The 16870-nt window shown below is 70.1% G+C and carries 14 protein-coding genes and 1 pseudogene; 12 read left to right on the top strand and 3 right to left on the bottom strand.

Annotated features, from left to right (window positions below; translation table 11 throughout):
- The first annotated feature begins 4 nt into the window (after positions 1-4).
- The 7 genes from AB0M59_RS38195 to AB0M59_RS38165 all read left to right on the top strand — a co-directional run bounded on the left by AB0M59_RS38195 (position 5) and on the right by AB0M59_RS38165 (position 9041).
- Positions 5-1657: an FAD-dependent oxidoreductase gene (locus AB0M59_RS38195; protein WP_364625191.1), complete on the top strand. Its 1653-nt coding sequence runs from the start codon at positions 5-7 to the stop codon at positions 1655-1657.
- Positions 1654-3075 carry an ATP-binding protein gene (locus AB0M59_RS38190; protein ID WP_364625188.1) on the top strand — a complete coding sequence of 474 codons (1422 nt, stop codon included), beginning with the start codon at positions 1654-1656 and terminating at the stop codon, positions 3073-3075. Before AB0M59_RS38195 ends, AB0M59_RS38190 begins: the two co-directional genes overlap by 4 nt.
- Positions 3075-4568, top strand: a complete 1494-nt coding sequence (locus tag AB0M59_RS38185) for a carboxylesterase family protein (protein ID WP_364625186.1) — start codon at positions 3075-3077, stop codon at positions 4566-4568. The genes AB0M59_RS38190 and AB0M59_RS38185 overlap by 1 nt, the downstream gene beginning before the upstream one ends.
- A gap of 91 nt (positions 4569-4659) precedes the next feature.
- On the top strand, positions 4660-5739 hold the full coding sequence (locus AB0M59_RS38180; RefSeq protein ID WP_364625183.1) for a hypothetical protein: 1080 nt from the start codon (positions 4660-4662) through the stop codon (positions 5737-5739).
- Position 5740: 1 nt separating this feature from the next.
- The gene (locus tag AB0M59_RS38175; protein WP_364625180.1) at positions 5741-6868 is read left to right on the top strand and encodes a toxic anion resistance protein; all 1128 of its coding nucleotides are present in this window, start codon (positions 5741-5743) and stop codon (positions 6866-6868) included.
- Positions 6865-8475 carry an extracellular solute-binding protein gene (locus AB0M59_RS38170; RefSeq protein WP_364625177.1) on the top strand — a complete coding sequence of 537 codons (1611 nt, stop codon included), beginning with the start codon at positions 6865-6867 and terminating at the stop codon, positions 8473-8475. Before AB0M59_RS38175 ends, AB0M59_RS38170 begins: the two co-directional genes overlap by 4 nt.
- On the top strand, positions 8475-9041 hold the full coding sequence (locus AB0M59_RS38165; protein ID WP_364625305.1) for a hypothetical protein: 567 nt from the start codon (positions 8475-8477) through the stop codon (positions 9039-9041). The genes AB0M59_RS38170 and AB0M59_RS38165 overlap by 1 nt, the downstream gene beginning before the upstream one ends.
- A gap of 59 nt (positions 9042-9100) precedes the next feature.
- On the opposite strand, the gene AB0M59_RS38160 is transcribed toward AB0M59_RS38165, so the two are convergent.
- The 3 genes from AB0M59_RS38160 to AB0M59_RS38150 all read right to left on the bottom strand — a co-directional run bounded on the left by AB0M59_RS38160 (position 9101) and on the right by AB0M59_RS38150 (position 11698).
- The gene (locus AB0M59_RS38160) at positions 9101-9913 is read right to left on the bottom strand and encodes a hypothetical protein (protein ID WP_364625174.1); all 813 of its coding nucleotides are present in this window, start codon (positions 9911-9913) and stop codon (positions 9101-9103) included.
- A 304-nt stretch (positions 9914-10217) separates the two neighbouring features.
- On the bottom strand, positions 10218-10472 hold the full coding sequence (locus AB0M59_RS38155; protein ID WP_364625171.1) for a hypothetical protein: 255 nt from the start codon (positions 10470-10472) through the stop codon (positions 10218-10220).
- A 323-nt stretch (positions 10473-10795) separates the two neighbouring features.
- Positions 10796-11698 carry an ornithine cyclodeaminase family protein gene (locus AB0M59_RS38150; protein WP_364625302.1) on the bottom strand — a complete coding sequence of 301 codons (903 nt, stop codon included), beginning with the start codon at positions 11696-11698 and terminating at the stop codon, positions 10796-10798.
- A 44-nt stretch (positions 11699-11742) separates the two neighbouring features.
- On the opposite strand from AB0M59_RS38150, the gene AB0M59_RS38145 reads away from it, so the two are divergent.
- The 5 genes and pseudogenes from AB0M59_RS38145 (at position 11743) to AB0M59_RS38125 (ending at position 16870) form a co-directional block, all read left to right on the top strand.
- Positions 11743-12354, top strand: coding sequence for a pentapeptide repeat-containing protein (locus tag AB0M59_RS38145; protein WP_364625168.1), 612 nt, complete (start codon positions 11743-11745; stop codon positions 12352-12354).
- Positions 12355-12383: 29 nt separating this feature from the next.
- Positions 12384-12983, top strand: coding sequence for a sulfite oxidase-like oxidoreductase (locus tag AB0M59_RS38140; RefSeq protein WP_364625165.1), 600 nt, complete (start codon positions 12384-12386; stop codon positions 12981-12983).
- On the top strand, positions 12953-13696 hold the full coding sequence (locus tag AB0M59_RS38135; RefSeq protein WP_364625162.1) for a ferredoxin reductase: 744 nt from the start codon (positions 12953-12955) through the stop codon (positions 13694-13696). Before AB0M59_RS38140 ends, AB0M59_RS38135 begins: the two co-directional genes overlap by 31 nt.
- A 188-nt stretch (positions 13697-13884) precedes the next feature.
- Positions 13885-13983, top strand: a pseudogene (locus AB0M59_RS38130) (oxidoreductase); the annotation flags it as partial.
- Positions 13984-14236: 253 nt separating this feature from the next.
- The gene (locus AB0M59_RS38125) at positions 14237-16870 is read left to right on the top strand and encodes a fibronectin type III domain-containing protein (RefSeq protein ID WP_364625159.1); all 2634 of its coding nucleotides are present in this window, start codon (positions 14237-14239) and stop codon (positions 16868-16870) included.

Here is a 16870-nt window from a genome sequence, read left to right as displayed (position 1 = left end):
TCTCGTGAGCCAGCCGATCCTGATGACCGTCGACGACGATCCCGCCGTGTCCCGCTCGGTCGCCCGTGACCTGCGGCGCCGGTACGGGAAGGACTACCGCGTCATCCGCGCCGACTCCGGCGCGGACGCCCTCGACGCCCTGCGCGAGATCAAGCTGCGCGGCGACGCCGTCGCGGCGATCCTCGCCGACTACCGGATGCCGCAGATGGACGGGATCGCCTTCCTCGAGAAGGCGATGGACCTGTTCCCGCACGCCCGCCGCGCCCTGCTGACCGCCTACGCCGACACCGACGCCGCGATCCAGGCGATCAACGTCGTCGACGTCGACCACTACCTGCTCAAGCCGTGGGACCCGCCGGAGGAGAAGCTCTACCCGGTGATCGACGCCCTGGTCGAGACCTGGAAGGCGGTCGGCGACAAGCCGGTCGAAGAGGTCAAGCTCATCGGCCACCGCTACAACTCGCCGTCGTTCCAGATGCGAGACTTCCTGGCGCGCAACGCCGTCCCGTACCGCTGGTACTCGGTCGAGGACGACGAGGGCCGCCGCATCCTGCAGGCCGCGGAGGCCACCGAAAAGGACATCCCGGTCGTCGTCACCCCCGACGGCACCGTGCTCAAGAACCCCACCGGCGGCGAGATCGCCGACGCGGTCGGCTTGTCGACCCGCCCGGCGCAGGAGTTCTACGACCTCGTCGTGATCGGTGGCGGGCCCGCCGGCCTCGGCGCCGCGGTGTACGGCGCGTCCGAGGGCCTGCGCACGGTGCTCGTCGAGAAGAAGGCCACCGGCGGCCAGGCCGGCACCAGTTCGCGCATCGAGAACTACCTCGGCTTCCCCGACGGCGTCTCCGGCGCGCAGCTGACCGACCGGGCGCGGCGCCAGGCGCAGAAGTTCGGCGCCGAGGTGCTGACCGCGCGCGACGTCGTCGGCCTCGAAGTCCGCGGCTCGTCCCGCGTCGTCACGTTCGGCGACGGCAGCGAGATCGCCGCCCACTCGGTGATCCTGGCCAGCGGCGTCACCTACCGTGCGCTGCAGGCCGACGGCATCGAGGAGCTGACCGGCCGCGGCGTCTACTACGGCTCGGCCGCGACCGAGGCGCCGGAGTGCAAGGGCGAGCACGTCTACATCGTCGGCGGCGCCAACTCCGCCGGGCAGGCCGCGGTCTTCTTCTCCCGCCACGCCAGCGACGTCACGATCCTGGTGCGCGGCGCGTCCCTGGAGTCGTCGATGTCGCACTACCTGATCGAGCAGATCGCCGGCATCGGGAACATCCACGTCCGCACGCACACGACGGTCAAGCAGGCCCACGGCGACGAGCACCTCGAGCGGCTCACGCTGTGCGAGAACGGCGTCACCGAGACGGTCGAGAGCGGGCACCTGTTCATCTTCATCGGCGCCGCCCCGCGCACCGACTGGCTCGGCGAGGACATCCACCGCGACGAGCACGGCTTCGTGTGCACCGGCCCGGACCTGACGGCGAACGGACAGCGGCCGGCCGGCTGGTCGCTCGACCGTGATCCGCACTACCTCGAGTCGTCCGTCCCCGGCGTGTTCGTGGCCGGTGACGTGCGGGCCCAGTCGGTCAAGCGGGTGGCGTCCGCGGTCGGCGAGGGCGCGATGGCCGTGACGCTGGTACACCGGTACCTGGAGGAACAATGAGCGCACTGCCGCGGGAAGAGCTTCGCGGGCTCTTCCTTTTCGAACACCTTTCCGAAGACCAGCTCGACTGGATCGCCGACAATGCCGTGCTCGAGGAGTACGAAGGCGACTCGACCGTCATCAGCGAGGGCGACGAGGCGACCTGCTTCTACGTCCTGCTGCACGGCGCGATCCGGATGACGCGGCTGGTCAGCGGCACCGAGGTGGAGACCAACCGGTCCGACCAGCGCGGAGCCTACTTCGGCGCGACGCAGTTCTTCGTGCACCAGGAGAGCGAGCACACCTACAACGCCACGGTGCGCGCGCTGTCCGACGTCACGTTCCTCACGCTGCCGTCGAAGGAGTTCTCCTTCGAGTTCCGCCGGTGGTTCCCGATGGCGACGCACCTGCTGGAGGGCATGTACCTCGGCTGGCGCAACAGCGACACCGTGATCGGCTCGCGCCGCCGGCTGCTGGCGCTGGGTGAGCTGTCGGCCGGCCTGACGCACGAGCTGAACAACCCGGCCGCGGCCGCCGTCCGGGCGACGTCCGCCCTGCGCGAACGCGTCGCCGGGATGCGCCACAAGCTCGCCTTCCTGGCGAAGAAGGACATCGAGCCGGAGCTGCTCTACCAGCTCATCGACGTCCAGGAACGCCTGGTCAAGCAGGTCGCGCAGGCCGAGAAGCTGTCCGCGATGCAGCAGGCCGACCGTGAAGACGAGATCACCGACTGGTTCGAGGACCGCGGCATCGACCAGGGCTGGGACCTCGCCGACATCTACGTCCGCGCCGGGCTGACCACGACCGACCTGGACAACGTCCTCGAGCAGGTCGGCGACACCTTCATCGACGGCGCCGTCCGCTGGCTCGCCTACGCGCTCGAGACCGAGATGCTGATGGGCGAGATCGAGGACTCGACGACCCGCATCTCCGCGCTGGTCGGCAAGGCCAAGCAGTACTCCCAGATGGACCGGGCGCCGCACCAGTGGGTCGACGTCCACGACGGCCTCGACTCCACGCTCGTCATGCTGGCGGGCAAGATCGGCGACGGCGTCCGCGTCGTCAAGGAGTACGACCGCGACCTGCCGAAGATCCCGGCGTACCCGGCCGAGCTGAACCAGGTCTGGACGAACGTCATCGACAACGCGCTCGGCGCGATGAAGGGCGAAGGCACGCTGACGCTGCGCACCTGGGGCCAGAACGACCAGGTCCGCGTCGAGATCGGCGACACCGGCCCGGGCATCCCGGCGGACATCAAGCAGCGGATCTTCGAGCCGTTCTTCACGACGAAACCGGTCGGCGAGGGCACCGGGCTCGGCCTGGACATCTCGTGGAAGATCGTCGTCGAACGCCACCAGGGTGACCTGCGCGTCGAGTCCGAGCCGGGGAACACCCGGTTCGAGATCTGCCTGCCGACGGTCGAGCAGGCCTCGCTCTGATGGCTTCCGTCCCGACGGTCACGACCGAGCTCGGGGCGCTGGTGGGGCTGGCGGGCGACGGCGTCCGGCGGTGGCGAGGGATCCCGTACGCCCGTCCGCCGGTCGGCGAGCTGCGGTGGAAGGCGCCGCGGCCGCCGTCGCTGTCTGGTGGCGTGCACGTCGCGACGGAGTACGGGCCCCACGCGATGCAGCCGCCGGACCCGATGAACCCCTCCGCGGGGTGCGACGAGGACTGCCTGTACCTCAACGTCTGCACGCCGGAAGGGCCCGCTCCGGAAGGCGGCTGGCCGGTGCTGTTCTGGCTGCACGGCGGCGGGTACCGCGTCGGGCACGGTGAGCAGCTCGGTGACGGCGAGGAGTTCGCGCGCGCCGGGATCGTCGTCGTCACGATCAACTACCGCCTCGGCTCGCTCGGCTTCCTGCACCTCGCGGGCATCTTCGGCGAGTCCGAAGCGGACGCCGGGGTGTGCGGGTTCCTCGACCAGGTCGAGGCCCTGAAGTGGGTGCGCCGCAACGTCGCCGCGTTCGGCGGTGATCCCGCGCGGATCACCGTCTACGGCGTCTCGGCGGGCGCGAAGAGCGTCGGGAACCTGATGGGCAGCCCGCTGGGCGCGGGCTTGTTCGCCCAGGCGATCAGCAGCAGCGGCGGCGCGGACCACGTGGCGACGCCGGAGGCCGGGACAGCACTGGCCCGGCGGCTCCTCGACGAAATCGGCTGCCACGACGTCGAGGCGCTGCGCGCGTTGCCGGCCAAGGAGTTCGTCGAGGCGCAGGAGCGGATCCTGACCGGACTCCAGGCGCTGTGGCTGTGGCGGCCCACGCTGCACCCCCGCGTGCTGCCGGAGGTCCCCATCGGGCCGATCCGCCGCGGGAGCGCGGCCGGGATCCCGCTGCTGGTCGGCTGCAACAGCAACGAAGGCAGCACGTACGCGCTGATGCTCGGCGACGACGTCGCGACCGCCCCCGCGAGCGGTGTCCTTTCGGGAATCCTCGGCGACGAAGGCGCTTCGCACCTTCTCGAGACGTACCTTCGCCGCGTCCCCGACCTGAAGTCCGCGAAGATCGCCGCGATGGGCGACGAACGCTACGGCATCCCGACGCAGCGTCTCGCCGACGCGCAGTCCGCGCACGCGCCCGTCTACCGCTACCGCATCGACATCGCCGCGCCCGGCGTGCCGGAGCAGCTGGACGGCGGCCACGGCACCGAGACCACGATGGCGTGGAAGACGCCGCTGCCGTTGTTCGCGGAAGCGACCCAGGTGAACCCGAAGCGCGAGCGCGCGGCGCTGCTCATCCACCGCAGCTGGGTGCGGTTCGTCCGGGACGGCGTCGCGGACGCGGACGGCCCGGAATGGCCGCCGTACGGCCCCGAACTGCGGCCGGTGCTCGTTTTCCGGGAAGACACGGATCTGGTGCTCGACCCACGCCCGGACGAGCGAAACGCTTGGGGCGACACGGAATGGGCGTCCGGAACCTGGTTCCCGGTGACCTGACACCGTTCCTTCATCCGCCGTTCACTTCGAACCGGCTCCCTCGCGCGTCAAATGGGCGAAGGCCCTGACGGGCCGTCGAGGGGAGTGGCTCGTGAAACGCCAGGTGTCCATCGGGCTGGCCGTGGTGCTGCTGCTGGCCGTCGTCGCCGTGATCATCTGGGGTCGCGGGGACGACACCGCGCAGGGCGGCGACCTGACCACGGTGCGCGGCGTGATCGGTTCGGAGAAGCAGGCCTTCTTCACCGACCAGCGCGTCGTCGACGCCTTCGCGCGCCACGGCCTGAAGGTCGACGTCGACACGGCCGGCTCGCGGCAGATCGCGACCACCGTCGACCTCGGGAAGTACGCGTTCGCGTTCCCGTCGTCCTCGCCCGCCGCGCAGAAGATCCAGCGCGATCGCAAGGTGACCACGGTGTACACGCCGTTCCAGTCGCCGATGGCGATCGCGTCCTTCGAGCCGATCGTCGCGCTGCTGAAGGCGAACGGCGTGGTGCACAAGGGCGCCGGCGACTACGACGTCCTCGACATCGCGAAGTACCTCGACCTGGCGAAGGCCAGGACGCGCTGGGACCAGCTGCCCGGCAACACCGCTTATCCGGCGCGCAAGAACGTCCTGGTCACGACGACCGATCCGCGCGAGTCGAACTCCGCGGCGATGTACCTGTCGATCGTTTCCTTCGTGGCCAACGGGAACACCGTCGTCAGCACACCCGACCAGGAGGCGAAGGTGCTGCCGGCGGTGTCGAAGCTGTTCCTCGACCAGGGGTACACGCAGAACAGCACCGAGGGGCCGTTCGAGGACTACCTGTCGGCGGGTATGGGGAAGACGCCGCTGGCCTTGATCTACGAATCGCAGTTCGTCGACCGGGTCGTGCGCGGCGACGGCTCGATCCGGCCGGACATGCGGATGCTCTACACCGCGCCGACGGTGTACTCGAAGCACACGCTCGTCCCGTTGTCGGGCGACGGCGACAAGGTCGGGCAGCTGCTCACGACCGACACTGAGCTGGGCAAACTCGCCGCGACCTCCGGGTTCCGCACCACCAACCCGCAGCTGTTCGCCGACATCGCGGCGCAGGCCCACGCACCGGCCGACCTCGTGGACGCCGTCGAACCGCCGTCGTTCGAAACCCTCGAGCGGCTGCTCGACGCCGTCGGCAAGCAGTACTGACATGGACGACTCGCTCGCCCCACCCGAGCCGGTCACCGCGGTCCCCGTCGAACGCGCCGCCGGGCTCATCACGCTCAGCGACGACACACGGTCGGAAGTCACCGTTCGCGCCGACGCCTTCGCCTCGCGATTGGAAGCCCTGGACGTCCGGTCGCCGGAGTTCACCGACCTCCTCGACGAGCTCCTGGCCGTCGGTGAGGCGGACATGCGCGCCGCGGCCGGAGTCGCGGGGTCGATGCTCGACCGGTCCTTGCGCAGCGCGGCGGCCCCGCAGGACGGCGTGACGACGAGCCTGACGAACCTGCGCCGGACCGTGGCCGAGCTGGACCCGGCGAAGCTGCCGCTGACCGGGCGGAAGCTGCTCGGGATGTTCCCGGTCGCCCAGGGCGCGAAGCGGGCCCTGGACCGGTACCGAGCGGCGAACGAGCCGGTCAACGCGCTGGTCGTCGACCTTCGCGGCCGCCAGGACGTCCTGCGTCGCGACAACGCCGCGATCAAGGGCGAGCGCGAGCGGCTGTGGAAGGTCATGGGGAAGCTGGCCGAGGCGGCCGCCTTCGCCGAGGCAGTCGACGGCGCGATCGAGGCGCAGGCCGGCGTCTTCGACCTGACGGATCCGGGGCGCGCCAACGCGTTGCGCGCCGACGTGCTGTACCCGATCCGGCAACGCCACCAGGACCTGCTGACCCAGCTCGCGGTCAGCGCGCAGGGCTATCTCGCGCTGGACTTAGTGCGCAAGAACAACGACGAGCTGGTCCGCGGCGTCGAGCGAGCGGTGTCGACGACCGTGTCCGCGTTGCGCGTCGCGTTGCTGGTCAGCGGCGCTTTGGCGAGCCAGCGCGACGTCCTGGACGAGGTCGCGGCGCTGCAGGCGACCACCGACGGGCTGATCCGGGCGAACTCGGAGCTGCTGACGCTGCAGTCCGCGGAGATCCGCAAGGCGAGCAGCGATCCGGCCGTGGCCACCGAGACGATCCGCCGGTCGTTCGACCGGATCTACGCCTCGATCGACGCGATCGACGGGTTCCGCGCCGACGCCGTCGCCGCGATGGCGGCGACCGTCGAGTCGCTGTCCGGCGAGATCCGCCGCGCCGAAGACCACCTGCGGCGTTCGCACGAGGGGGAATCATGAGGAAGCTTGCTCTGCTGGTCCTGAGCGCGGTACTGCTGGCCGGGTGTTCCGAGCCGTCTTCCGCGCCACTGGGTGAGCCCGAGCCGGGCACGCTCCGGATCCTCGCGGGCAGCGAGCTGGCGGACATGCAACCGGTGCTCGACGAAGCCGCTCGTGCCACCGGAGTAACGGTCAAGTTCACGTTCACCGGGACTTTGGAAGGTGCCGAAGCGCTGGCGAACGGCAGCGTCGACGGGAAGTACGACGCCGTCTGGTTCTCCTCTAACCGTTACCCCGCGGGCATTCCCGAAGCGGCGAAGCGGCTCGGGAACCAGGTCAAGATCATGAGTTCACCGGTGGTGCTGGGGCTGGCGTCGTCCGTGGTGCAGCGGCTCGGCTGGGCGGGGAAACCGGTCAGCTGGGGCGAGATCGCCGCGCAGGCCGGGAAAAAGGCGTTCACGTACGGGATGACGGACCCGTCGGCGTCGAACTCCGGGTTCTCGGCGCTGGTCGGTGTGGCTTCGGCGCTGGCCGGCGCGGGCAACGCGATCGACGCCCAGCAGATCGCGTCGGTGACTCCGCAGCTGAAGCAGTTTTTCAGCGCTCAGGCGCTTTCGGCCGGGTCGTCGGGCTGGCTGTCGGACGCGTACACGCGGCGCGCGACCGGCCAGGACCCGGGGCAGAAGGTCGACGGGCTGATCAACTACGAGTCCGTGCTGCTGTCGGCGAACGCGTCCGGGAAGCTGCCCGAGCCGCTGACGCTGGTCTACCCGAGCGACGGCGTCGTCACGGCCGACTACCCGCTTTCCTTGCTGGCGGACGCCGGTTCCGACGCGCGTTCGGCGCACCAGCGGCTTGCGGACTACCTGCGTACGCCCGAGGTTCAGAAGCGGATCATGGAGACGACGCAGCGGCGTCCGGTGGTCCCGGGCGTCGCGCTGGGGCAGCAGTTCGTGGTGCGCGACCTCGTCGAACTGCCGTTCCCGGCGACGCAGCAGGCTGTCGATGCGCTGCTCCAAGCCTACTTCGACAAGATCCGGCGGCCGTCGCGGACGCTCTACGTGCTCGACACTTCCGGGTCGATGAAGGGCGACCGGATCGACTCGCTGAGGAGCGCGCTGGTCGGGCTGACCGGCGCGGACACGTCCCTGGCCGGCCGGTTCCGGCGGTTCCGGAGCCGGGAGGAGGTGACGATGCTGCCGTTCAACACGGGTCCTTCGCGGCCTTCGACGTTCACCGTGCCGGAGCTGGACCCTTCGACAGAACTGGCCCGCATCAAGGCGTTCGCGGAGGGGTTGTCGGCCGGTGGTGGGACCGCGATCTACGACAGCCTCTCGGAGGCCTACCGGGTGCTGGAACCCTTGGCGGCGCGCGATCCCGACCGGTTCACGTCGATCGTCCTGATGACCGACGGCGAGAACGCGAACGGCTCGTCGCTGGCGGACTTCCGGGCGTCGTTCGGCTCGCTGCCGCCCGCGATGAAGCAGGTGCCGGTGTTCACCGTGCTGTTCGGGGAGGGCAGCAGCGACGAGCTGGCCCAGGTCGCCGGGTTCACCGGCGGCAAGGTGTTCGACGCGCGGAAGGTGCAGCTGTCCAGTGTGTTCCAGGAGATCCGCGGGTACCAATGATGCTGCTGCGTTATCTGGGGTCGACCAAGAACCTTCTCGGCTGTGTCGGTGGCCTGATCGGCGTCGTGCTGTACCTGACCGGCGTGGTCGGGTGGTTCTGGCCGTTCGTGGTGGTGGCGTTGTACCTGGTGGGCGCCCTGCTCGCGCCGGGGGAGAAGGTGCGGCTGGTCCTGGATACCTCCGCTGAGCTGCGTGCTTCGCTGGAGACTTTGGTGCGCCGGGTCGGTTCCCAGGATTCTCGGATGCCCGCGTCTACTGTGGACACGGTGGGGCGCGTCGCGGAAGTCTTGCGGGACTTGCTTTCGCAGCCTGCCCGGCTCTCGGCCGATCCCGATGTCCAGCACGCCGTTGTGCGCCTGGCGCGCACGGATTTGCCGCTGTCGCTGGAGATCTATCTGAATCTGCCGTGGTGGTTCGCTTCGCGGCGGGCCGGTGCGGGCGAGGAACTGGTGGCACAGCTGGGTTTGCTCGAAGCCGAGGCGCACCGGGTGGCTGAGCGCTTCTACGCTTCCGAGGTCGACCGCCAGGCCGATCACACGCGGTATCTGCGAGACCGGGACGTGTGAACTTCCGGCGCTACCCTTGTGAGTGATGATGTTCGAACACGCGTTCTAGTAGCTTGAATTCATGGACGCGAACCGAGTTTCGGCAATGTCAGGGTCACCGCTGCGGTGGTCAACCAGCTCAACAGGTCGGCGAGAGGAATACGGGAAAGCCGTTCCGGCCACTCTTCGGCCACGGTGTGCAGCACGAGTTCGTCGTGCCGCGGTTCCACCTTGGTCAGCTTCGTCCCCGGCGGAAGTTCCGGCAGGGGCAGCACGATGGGCTGGAAGCGCTTCGGTGGGCGGAGGGTGCGCTGTCCGATGTGGAGAGTGCGGGGTACGAGCACGACGGCGTCGTCTTCCACCTGGGCTTCGAGGGTCAGGTGGCCCCAGTGCGGTTTCTTGGCCCAGTGGATCTGGAGCAGCCCGCTGTCCGCCGGGGCGGCCACGATCCCGGGCCGGACCTTCGCCACCCGTTCCCGCAGCACGTCCGCGGCCACGGCGATCCGCAGTTCGACGCGGGCCGGTTTGGCGGCCGGCGTGGGCAGCGAGCGGAGGCGGACGTCTTCGGCGAGCACGGTGACCCGGCGCAGCGGAATGCTGCCGCCGTCGGGTTCGGGCCAGTCGACGTCCTCGGCGACGATCCGGACGTCGCCGACGCGGCCGGTGGCCAAGCGGAGGCTGTCGGCCGGGTAGTCGAGTTCGGTGAGGGTCAGCCCGACGTCGCGGCCGTCGACCTTGGCGGTCAGCCTGCGTCCGACGAGCTGCTCGGTGACGGTGCGCACCAAGGCGCCCGGCGTGACCGGGACGTTCGGGAGCAGGGAACGCCCGGCCGCGGCCAGCCCGGCCAGCTCGGGCCAGGGCGACCAGCCGTCGAACCACCTGCCGTCGCTCATCCGTCCAGTGTCGCCGAAGACCGGGCGGCCTGCCGACGGCAGGTCACGCGAAAGCGGCGATTCTCACGCGGCGGCAGCCCGGTGCGGCATCACCACGGCGGCGGCGTTCCAGGCTTCCAGTGTCACGTCTGGACATGACTCACTCGCGGCGCTCGTCCGGGCGCGACGCGGGCTCAGCCCGCGCCGTCCCGGAAGCGGGTGCGGTGGCTTGCCGTACCCGCCGGCAAAGGTGGTGAACCACCTGCCGCCACCGGAGGGGGCGGTGACGGCAGGTGGCAGTGCGGAGGGCGGCGTCGCCCGCCGGTCACCGGCCGGCGAACCGGGCGATGATGCCGGTGATGACCAGCCAGAACACCGCGGCCAGGCCGAAGTCGAGGATCACGGCCAGGCTGGGGTTGTCCACCGGGAACAGGCCCGGGAAGAACAACGCGAGAGGAACCGCCAGTGACTTGATGAAGATGAAGAAAGCGTTGCCGGCGTTCGCACCGGCGAGCACCATGATCATGTAAAGGACTTCGATCCCCGCGAAGATCGCGCCGATCGCCGTGATTACCCGCACGGCCGTGTTCCGTCTGGTGGTGGTTCGCCAAGGAGACATGCCCGGAAAATTCCCGGATCGGGTGACCGGTCAAACGCTCCAAGCCCAAGATTGCGCCGTTCGGCGGCTCCCGTTGCTCTTCGCCGCCCCTTCCGCACACTCAGTCGCCCCCTCCGATGCCCTCCCCATCACGCTCGATGCCCGCCCAGTCACGCGCGATGCCCGCTCAGTCACGCGAGTCACGGCCCCAATCACGCGAGTTCCGGCTCCAATCACGTGAGTTCCGTCCTTGATCACGCGAGTTCCGCTCTCGATCACGCGAGTTCGGTGCGGGGCTCTGACCGTCAGCGCGTTCCGGCTTCACCTAGCAGCCGGGCGATGGCCCAGTCCTGCACGGCGAGACCCACCGACTTGAACACCGTCCGCCCACTCACGACCGGCGGCGAACCCAGCGCGTCACCGAGTTCGACCAAAGAGGACCGTTCGACGAGCCCGCCCTCCACCGCGTGGATCACCTCACCGGCCTCCTCGAGCACCGCCTCTACCTGATCCACGACGACGCACGCGGCAGAACCGAGCAACTCGGCCGGAAGCTCCCGCATGGAAGGCAGGTAAGACCCGATCGCATTGACGTGAACCCGCTCAGGCAAGTCATCCACGTCGAAGAGAGGAGTCGAAGACGAAGTAGCAAAGCAAACGATCTCCGCATCGGAGACCGCATCAGCAGCCGAAGCGGCGACCCGCGTCACGATTCCCGGGAACTCGGCCCGCAAGCGGTCGGCGAAGCCGTGAGCACGCGACGGATCCCGCCCGAACACCGCCAGCCGGCTCACCGGCCGCACCGCCGCCACCGCCCGCACTTGGTCGGCGGCCTGCGCGCCGGTGCCGAGGAGTGCCAAGCGGCTGGCGGTGGCCGGCGCGAGCAGGTCCGTCGCGACGCCGGACGCAGCGCCCGTGCGCAACGTCGTCACCTCGATCGCGTCGGCGACCACCTGGCCCGCGGCGGTGTTCCACACCAGCGTCCCGAGGATCATCGGCGTGCGGCCGGCGACCAGGCTGAGCGTCTTCACCACCGTCGTCGACGTCGGCGTGTGGCAGGCGCTCATCACCAGCGTCGTGCCACCACCGAAGGACAACCGTTGCGGCACCACGAAACGGCCGGCGGCGAGGTCGAGGAAGGCCTCCCGCACCGCGTCGACCGCGGCGGTCATCGGCACGGCCGCCCGGACGGCGTGAGCATCGAGCATGCGCGGAACCCTTCGGAGTCGGAAACTGCCGCTAGCCTGACGGGGTGTCCGATGCCACGCAAGATCCACCCGTCGAGGAACAGCGGTTCGTCCGCGACGATTGGTACGGGGAGGAGATCACCGGACGGCACTACGTGCGGTGCGAGTTCCTCGAGATCGACTTCTCGGAGGCGCACACGCGGAACTCGGTCTTCACCGACTGCGTGTTCGGCAACGTGCGCTTCAACGCGTCCCGGCACACGGACTCGGCCTTCACCGGCTGCGCCTTCAGGCGGTGCAACTTCTTCGACGCCGAGTTCACCGGGTGCAAGCTCGTCGGCGCGACGTTCAGCGAGTGCGAGCTGCGCCCGTTGCGGGTCACCGGCGGCGACTGGTCGTTCGCCGGGCTGGCGGGTGCCGACCTGCGGTCGGTCGCCTTCCACGGGGTCCGCATGCGCGAGGTCGACCTCACCGGGGCGAACTGCGCCGACGCCGTGTTCGCCGACGTCGACCTTTCGGCGGCGACGCTGCACGCCGTCAAGCTGCCCCGGGCTGACCTGCGGGGCAGCGACCTTTCGGCGCTCGACCCGGTGAACGCGGAGCTGGCCGGCGCGATCGTGTCACCCGAACAGGCTGCGGTGCTCGTCACGTCGCTCGGGCTGCGCGTCCGGGCGTAGGCTCTGGCCGACCGGGAAGGAGGGCCGCGATGGGCGTCGTGACACCAGGGTTCCGCGGCCGGGATCGCAGCGGCAACCCGCGCCTGCCACCCGGGCAGTACCTCGCCGAGGACTTCCCCGTGCTGTCGGCCGGTCCGACCCCGCGCGTGCGCACCGAGACGTGGGAGTTCACGGTCACCACCGAGACCGGGGAAAAGCACGCCTGGAGCTGGGCGGAGCTGATGGCCCTGCCCAGCGAGAAGCCCACAGTGGACATCCACTGCGTCACCCAGTGGTCCAAACTGGACACTCGCTGGCGCGGCGTCGCGGTGGACACCCTGGTCGGCGGGCTCGACACGGCCGCCGACTACGTCATGGTGCATTCCTACGGCGGCTACACCACGAACCTGCCGCTCGCCGACCTGCTCGACGGCCAGGCCTGGATCGCCTACGAGTACGGCGGCAAGCCGCTGACCCCGGAGCACGGCGGCCCGGCTCGGCTGCTGGTCCCGCACCTGTACTTCTGGAAGTCCGCGAAGTGGGTGCGCGGGCTCGAGCTGAAGACCCGGGACGAGCCCGGTTTCTGGGAGAACGTCGGCTACCACGACTACGGGGATCCATGGCGCGAACAGCGGTATCAGGGCGACTAGCCTGGCGGGTCGCCCGCCTGGCCGAATTCCGCGACGAGACGCCGACGGCCCGCACGCTCGTCTTCGACCTGCCCGGCTGGCCGGGTCACCTGGCGGGGCAGCACGTCGACGTCCGCCTCACCGCGGCCGACGGTTACCGCGCGCAGCGCAGCTACTCGCTCGCCGCCCCCGCCGACGGTGACCGCGTCGAGCTGACGGTCCAGCGCGTCGCCGACGGCGAAGTGTCCGAGCACCTTGCCGGCCCGTACGCGATCGGCGACCCGGTGGAGATCCGCGGCCCGGTCGGCGGCTGGTTCGTCTGGCGCCCGGCGGACCCGGCACCGGTCCTCCTGATCGCGGGCGGCTCGGGCATCGTCCCGGTGATGGCGATGATCCGCGCCCGCCGGGCGGCGGGCGTCCGCACGCCGTTCAAGCTGATCTACTCGCTGCGCACCCCGGCCGAGCTGTACTACGCCGACGAGCTGCGCACGCCGGTACTGGGGCTGGACATCACGTACGTGTACACGCGCGAGCTGCCGGAGGGCCGCCCGGGAATCCCCCGACGCATCGACGTGGCCACGCTCAACACGGCGGGCTGGCCGGCGGAGTTCGGCGCAGCGTGCTTCATCTGCGGCCCAACAGGTTTCGTCGAGACGGCGGCGGACATCCTGGTCGCCCTGGGCCACGACCCGCACCGCATCCGCACGGAAAGGTTCGGCCCCAGCCGCGACTGACCCGAGGCAGTCCACAGCCCGGCCGTGATGTGGACAACTCGCTCCCGCCGGCGCTCATTTTCCCGTCCTGTCGGGCACCCTCAGTACGCTGGAAGCGGGGCCGGTCGCGCCCAGTTCACCCAGGCCACCGCTACGCCGGTCTACTTCTGTGATCCGCACGCTCCCCGGCAACGCGCGTCCAACGAGAACCCAACGGTTTCGTCCAGACGGCGGCGGACATCCTGGTCGCCCTGGGCCACGACCCGCACCGCATCCGCACGGAAAGGTTCGGCCCCAGCCGCGACTGACTCACGGCAGTCCACAGCCCGGCCGTGATGTGGACAACTCGCTCTCGCCGGCGCTCATTTTCCTTTCCTGTCGGACACCCCCAGTACGCTGGAAGCGGGGCCGGTCCCCCGGAGAGGGTGGGGGCTGCTCTCGGGGTGCCAGAAGCGGCGGTGCCGCTGTTCGGCGGCCTACCCATCCGATGATTAGGTGACACCATGCCCCGGTGAGCGGGAATTTGTCGACACCGTCGCCCAGAGATCCTATGTTTCTCCCATGCTGATCAAGTGGGGCTCGAAGCGGCGCCGCACCGTGGCGACCGTTCTCCTGGGGGCGGGCGCCCTGCTCGCCGCGACCGGCCCGGTGGCTGCCGCGGATCCTGGCTCCGCGAGCCGCGACGTCTACGTCTCGCCCGCCGGCTCCGACCGCGCGCCGGGTAGCGCGCGCCAGCCTGTGCGGACGCTGGACAAGGCGCGCGACCTCGTGCGCCAGCGGGCGCCGCACCTCACTCGCGACCTCACCGTGCACCTCGCCCCCGGTGTCTTCCGGTTGGGGCAGCCGTTGCGCCTCGATGCCAGGGACTCCGGCGGCAACGGCCACCGCGTGATCTGGCAGGGCAGCGGGGACACCGAGCTGAACGGCGGAGTGCGCGTCACCGGCTGGCGGCCGGTCCCGGGCCGTCCCGGCCTGTTCGCCGCGGCCGCACCCGCCGGGCTGGACAACACCCGGCAGCTCTACGTCGACGGTGTCCGTGAGCAACGTGCTCGCGGCCCGCTGCCCGTGACCGTCAAGGCGACCAGCACCGGGTACACCGCGAGCGCGGACACCTTGGCGCACTGGCGCAACCCGAAGGACATCGAGTTCGTCTACACCGCGGGCGAAGCGCTCTGGAACATCCAGCGGGACGGCCTCGGCCAGTGGACCGAGCCGCGCTGCCCGCTCGCCGCGGCGGAGGGCACGACGATCACGATGGCCCAGCCGTGCTGGGACAACTCGACGAAGCGCGTCCTGTTCCCGGACATCCCCGGCCGCAGCGTGAACATGGTCGGCCCGGCCGATCTCACCAACGGCCGGCACCCGACCTACGCGGAAAACGCTTTCGAGCTGCTCGACAACCCGGGCGAGTGGTACCTCGACCGGTCCGCCCACCTCGTCTACTACCTGCCGGCCGCGGGCCAGGACCTGCGCCGCGCCGATGTCGAGATGCCCGTGCTGGAAAAGCTCGTCGACGCGCGGGGTACGGCCGAAGCGCCGATCCACGACGTCGCTTTCCGCGGGTTGCGCTACTCGTACGCGACGTGGCTCAGGCCGTCGTCGCCGGAGGGCTTCTCCGAAATCCAGGCCGGGTACACGAACACCGGCCCCGACGGCTGGGCCGTCCAAGGTCTCTGCCAGTTCGTGCCCGGCGGTACCTGCCCGTACGCCTCGTGGACGCGCGAACCCGCGAACGTCTCCGTGTCCCACGGCCGGCGCGTCGAGTTCTCCGACAGTGTGTTCGCCCACCTCGGTGGTGCCGGGCTCGACCTCGTCGACGGCACCAAGGAATCGCAGGTCCGTGGTGACATCTTCACCGACATCTCGGGCAACGGCGTGCAGATCGGCGGAGTCGACAAGCCGACCACGGACACCGACGTCGACGTCGTGCGCGACGTCGCGGTGACCGACAACCACCTCTACGGCCTGCCACGCGAGTTCCACGGCGGCGTCCCGATCGTCAACGGCTACACCGTGCGGAACACCATTGCCCACAACCAGATCGACCACGTCGGCTACTCGGCCGTCTCCGTCGGCTGGGGCGGCTGGCCGGACAAGATCCAGCGCCCGGCGACGCCGAACCTGTCGCACGACAACGCCGTCTCGGACAACCTGATCTTCGACTACATGCTGATGCTGGACGACGGGGGCGGCATCTACACCCAGGGCATCACCGGCAGCTCCCTCGACGACGGGGAGAAGGTCACCGGCAACGTCGTGCACGACCAGTGGGGGCTCGGCAAGGGCGTCTACACCGACAACGGCAACACGTACGAGACGATCCGCGGCAACGTCCTGTACCGCATGGCGTACGCCAACGTCGGCACCGTGCACGTCGACTACCGCGACGGCCTCGGGAACAACGACCCGACACTGACCGAGGACAACTACTGGGAGCAGGGCGACCGCGACAAGGTCGACAAGGGCGCGATCCTGCGTGGCAACAAGCTCCTGGCCCACCCGGCCGACGCCCCGGCGGCGATCGTCGCGAACGCGGGTCTCGAACCGGCCTACCGCGGTCTTCTCACCCGCCGGGTCGGCGCAGCGGCGCCGCCCGAAGCGCCGTCGCGGGTCGGCACGTTCGCGGTCTCGGGAAAGCTGTACGCGACTTGGAACCCGACCTACGCGTTCAACAACGCGCCGGTGACGGAGTACGTGGTGACGGCGACGGGTGGCGGCCACGCGAAGTCGGCGACGGTGTCCGCGGCCGACTTCGCGAAGCGCGCGTACGCGGAAGTCCCGGGCCTGACGGACGGGACGGCGTACACTGTGACGGTTTCGGCGCGCAACGCCAACGGCACGGGTGCGCCGTCCCTGGCCGCGGCCCCGGTGACACCCGGCCCGAAGCCGGCCGTGCCGCCGGGCGTCCCGACGAGCGCGAAGGCACTGCCGAGCGCGACGGCGGCCTCGATCCGCTGGAACCCGCCGGCGGCGACGGGGGACACCCCGGTGCTGGGCTACGTGATCACGGTGTCGGACGGCCGCACGATCGCGGTGGAGGGCCGCGACGCCCTGGTGACGCAGCCGACGATCAAGGGCATGACGCGGGTGGTGGACGACCTGAAGCCCGCGACGGCGTACACGTTCACGGTCGCGGCGGTGACGGCGACAGGAACGGGTCCGGCGGCGTCTTTCACGACGACGACCGCGGCCTGA

The sequence above is a fragment of the Amycolatopsis sp. NPDC051371 genome (assembly GCF_040682155.1).
In the GTDB taxonomy this organism is placed as follows: domain Bacteria; phylum Actinomycetota; class Actinomycetes; order Mycobacteriales; family Pseudonocardiaceae; genus Amycolatopsis.
This window is presented reverse-complemented; position numbering and strand designations above follow the sequence as displayed.

What these genes read in the sequence shown, in the direction of transcription:
- AB0M59_RS38190 (WP_364625188.1), top strand. Translation starts at nt 1,654, where the DNA reads ATGAGCGCACTGCCGCGGGAAGAGCTTCGCGGGCTCTTCCTTTTCGAA.
- AB0M59_RS38185 (WP_364625186.1), top strand. Translation starts at nt 3,075, where the DNA reads ATGGCTTCCGTCCCGACGGTCACGACCGAGCTCGGGGCGCTGGTGGGG.
- AB0M59_RS38175 (WP_364625180.1), top strand. Translation starts at nt 5,741, where the DNA reads ATGGACGACTCGCTCGCCCCACCCGAGCCGGTCACCGCGGTCCCCGTC.
- AB0M59_RS38170 (WP_364625177.1), top strand. Translation starts at nt 6,865, where the DNA reads ATGAGGAAGCTTGCTCTGCTGGTCCTGAGCGCGGTACTGCTGGCCGGG.
- AB0M59_RS38165 (WP_364625305.1), top strand. Translation starts at nt 8,475, where the DNA reads ATGCTGCTGCGTTATCTGGGGTCGACCAAGAACCTTCTCGGCTGTGTC.
- AB0M59_RS38160 (WP_364625174.1), bottom strand. Translation starts at nt 9,913, where the DNA reads ATGAGCGACGGCAGGTGGTTCGACGGCTGGTCGCCCTGGCCCGAGCTG.
- AB0M59_RS38150 (WP_364625302.1), bottom strand. Translation starts at nt 11,698, where the DNA reads ATGCTCGATGCTCACGCCGTCCGGGCGGCCGTGCCGATGACCGCCGCG.
- AB0M59_RS38140 (WP_364625165.1), top strand. Translation starts at nt 12,384, where the DNA reads ATGGGCGTCGTGACACCAGGGTTCCGCGGCCGGGATCGCAGCGGCAAC.
- AB0M59_RS38135 (WP_364625162.1), top strand. Translation starts at nt 12,953, where the DNA reads ATGGCGCGAACAGCGGTATCAGGGCGACTAGCCTGGCGGGTCGCCCGC.
- AB0M59_RS38125 (WP_364625159.1), top strand. Translation starts at nt 14,237, where the DNA reads ATGCTGATCAAGTGGGGCTCGAAGCGGCGCCGCACCGTGGCGACCGTT.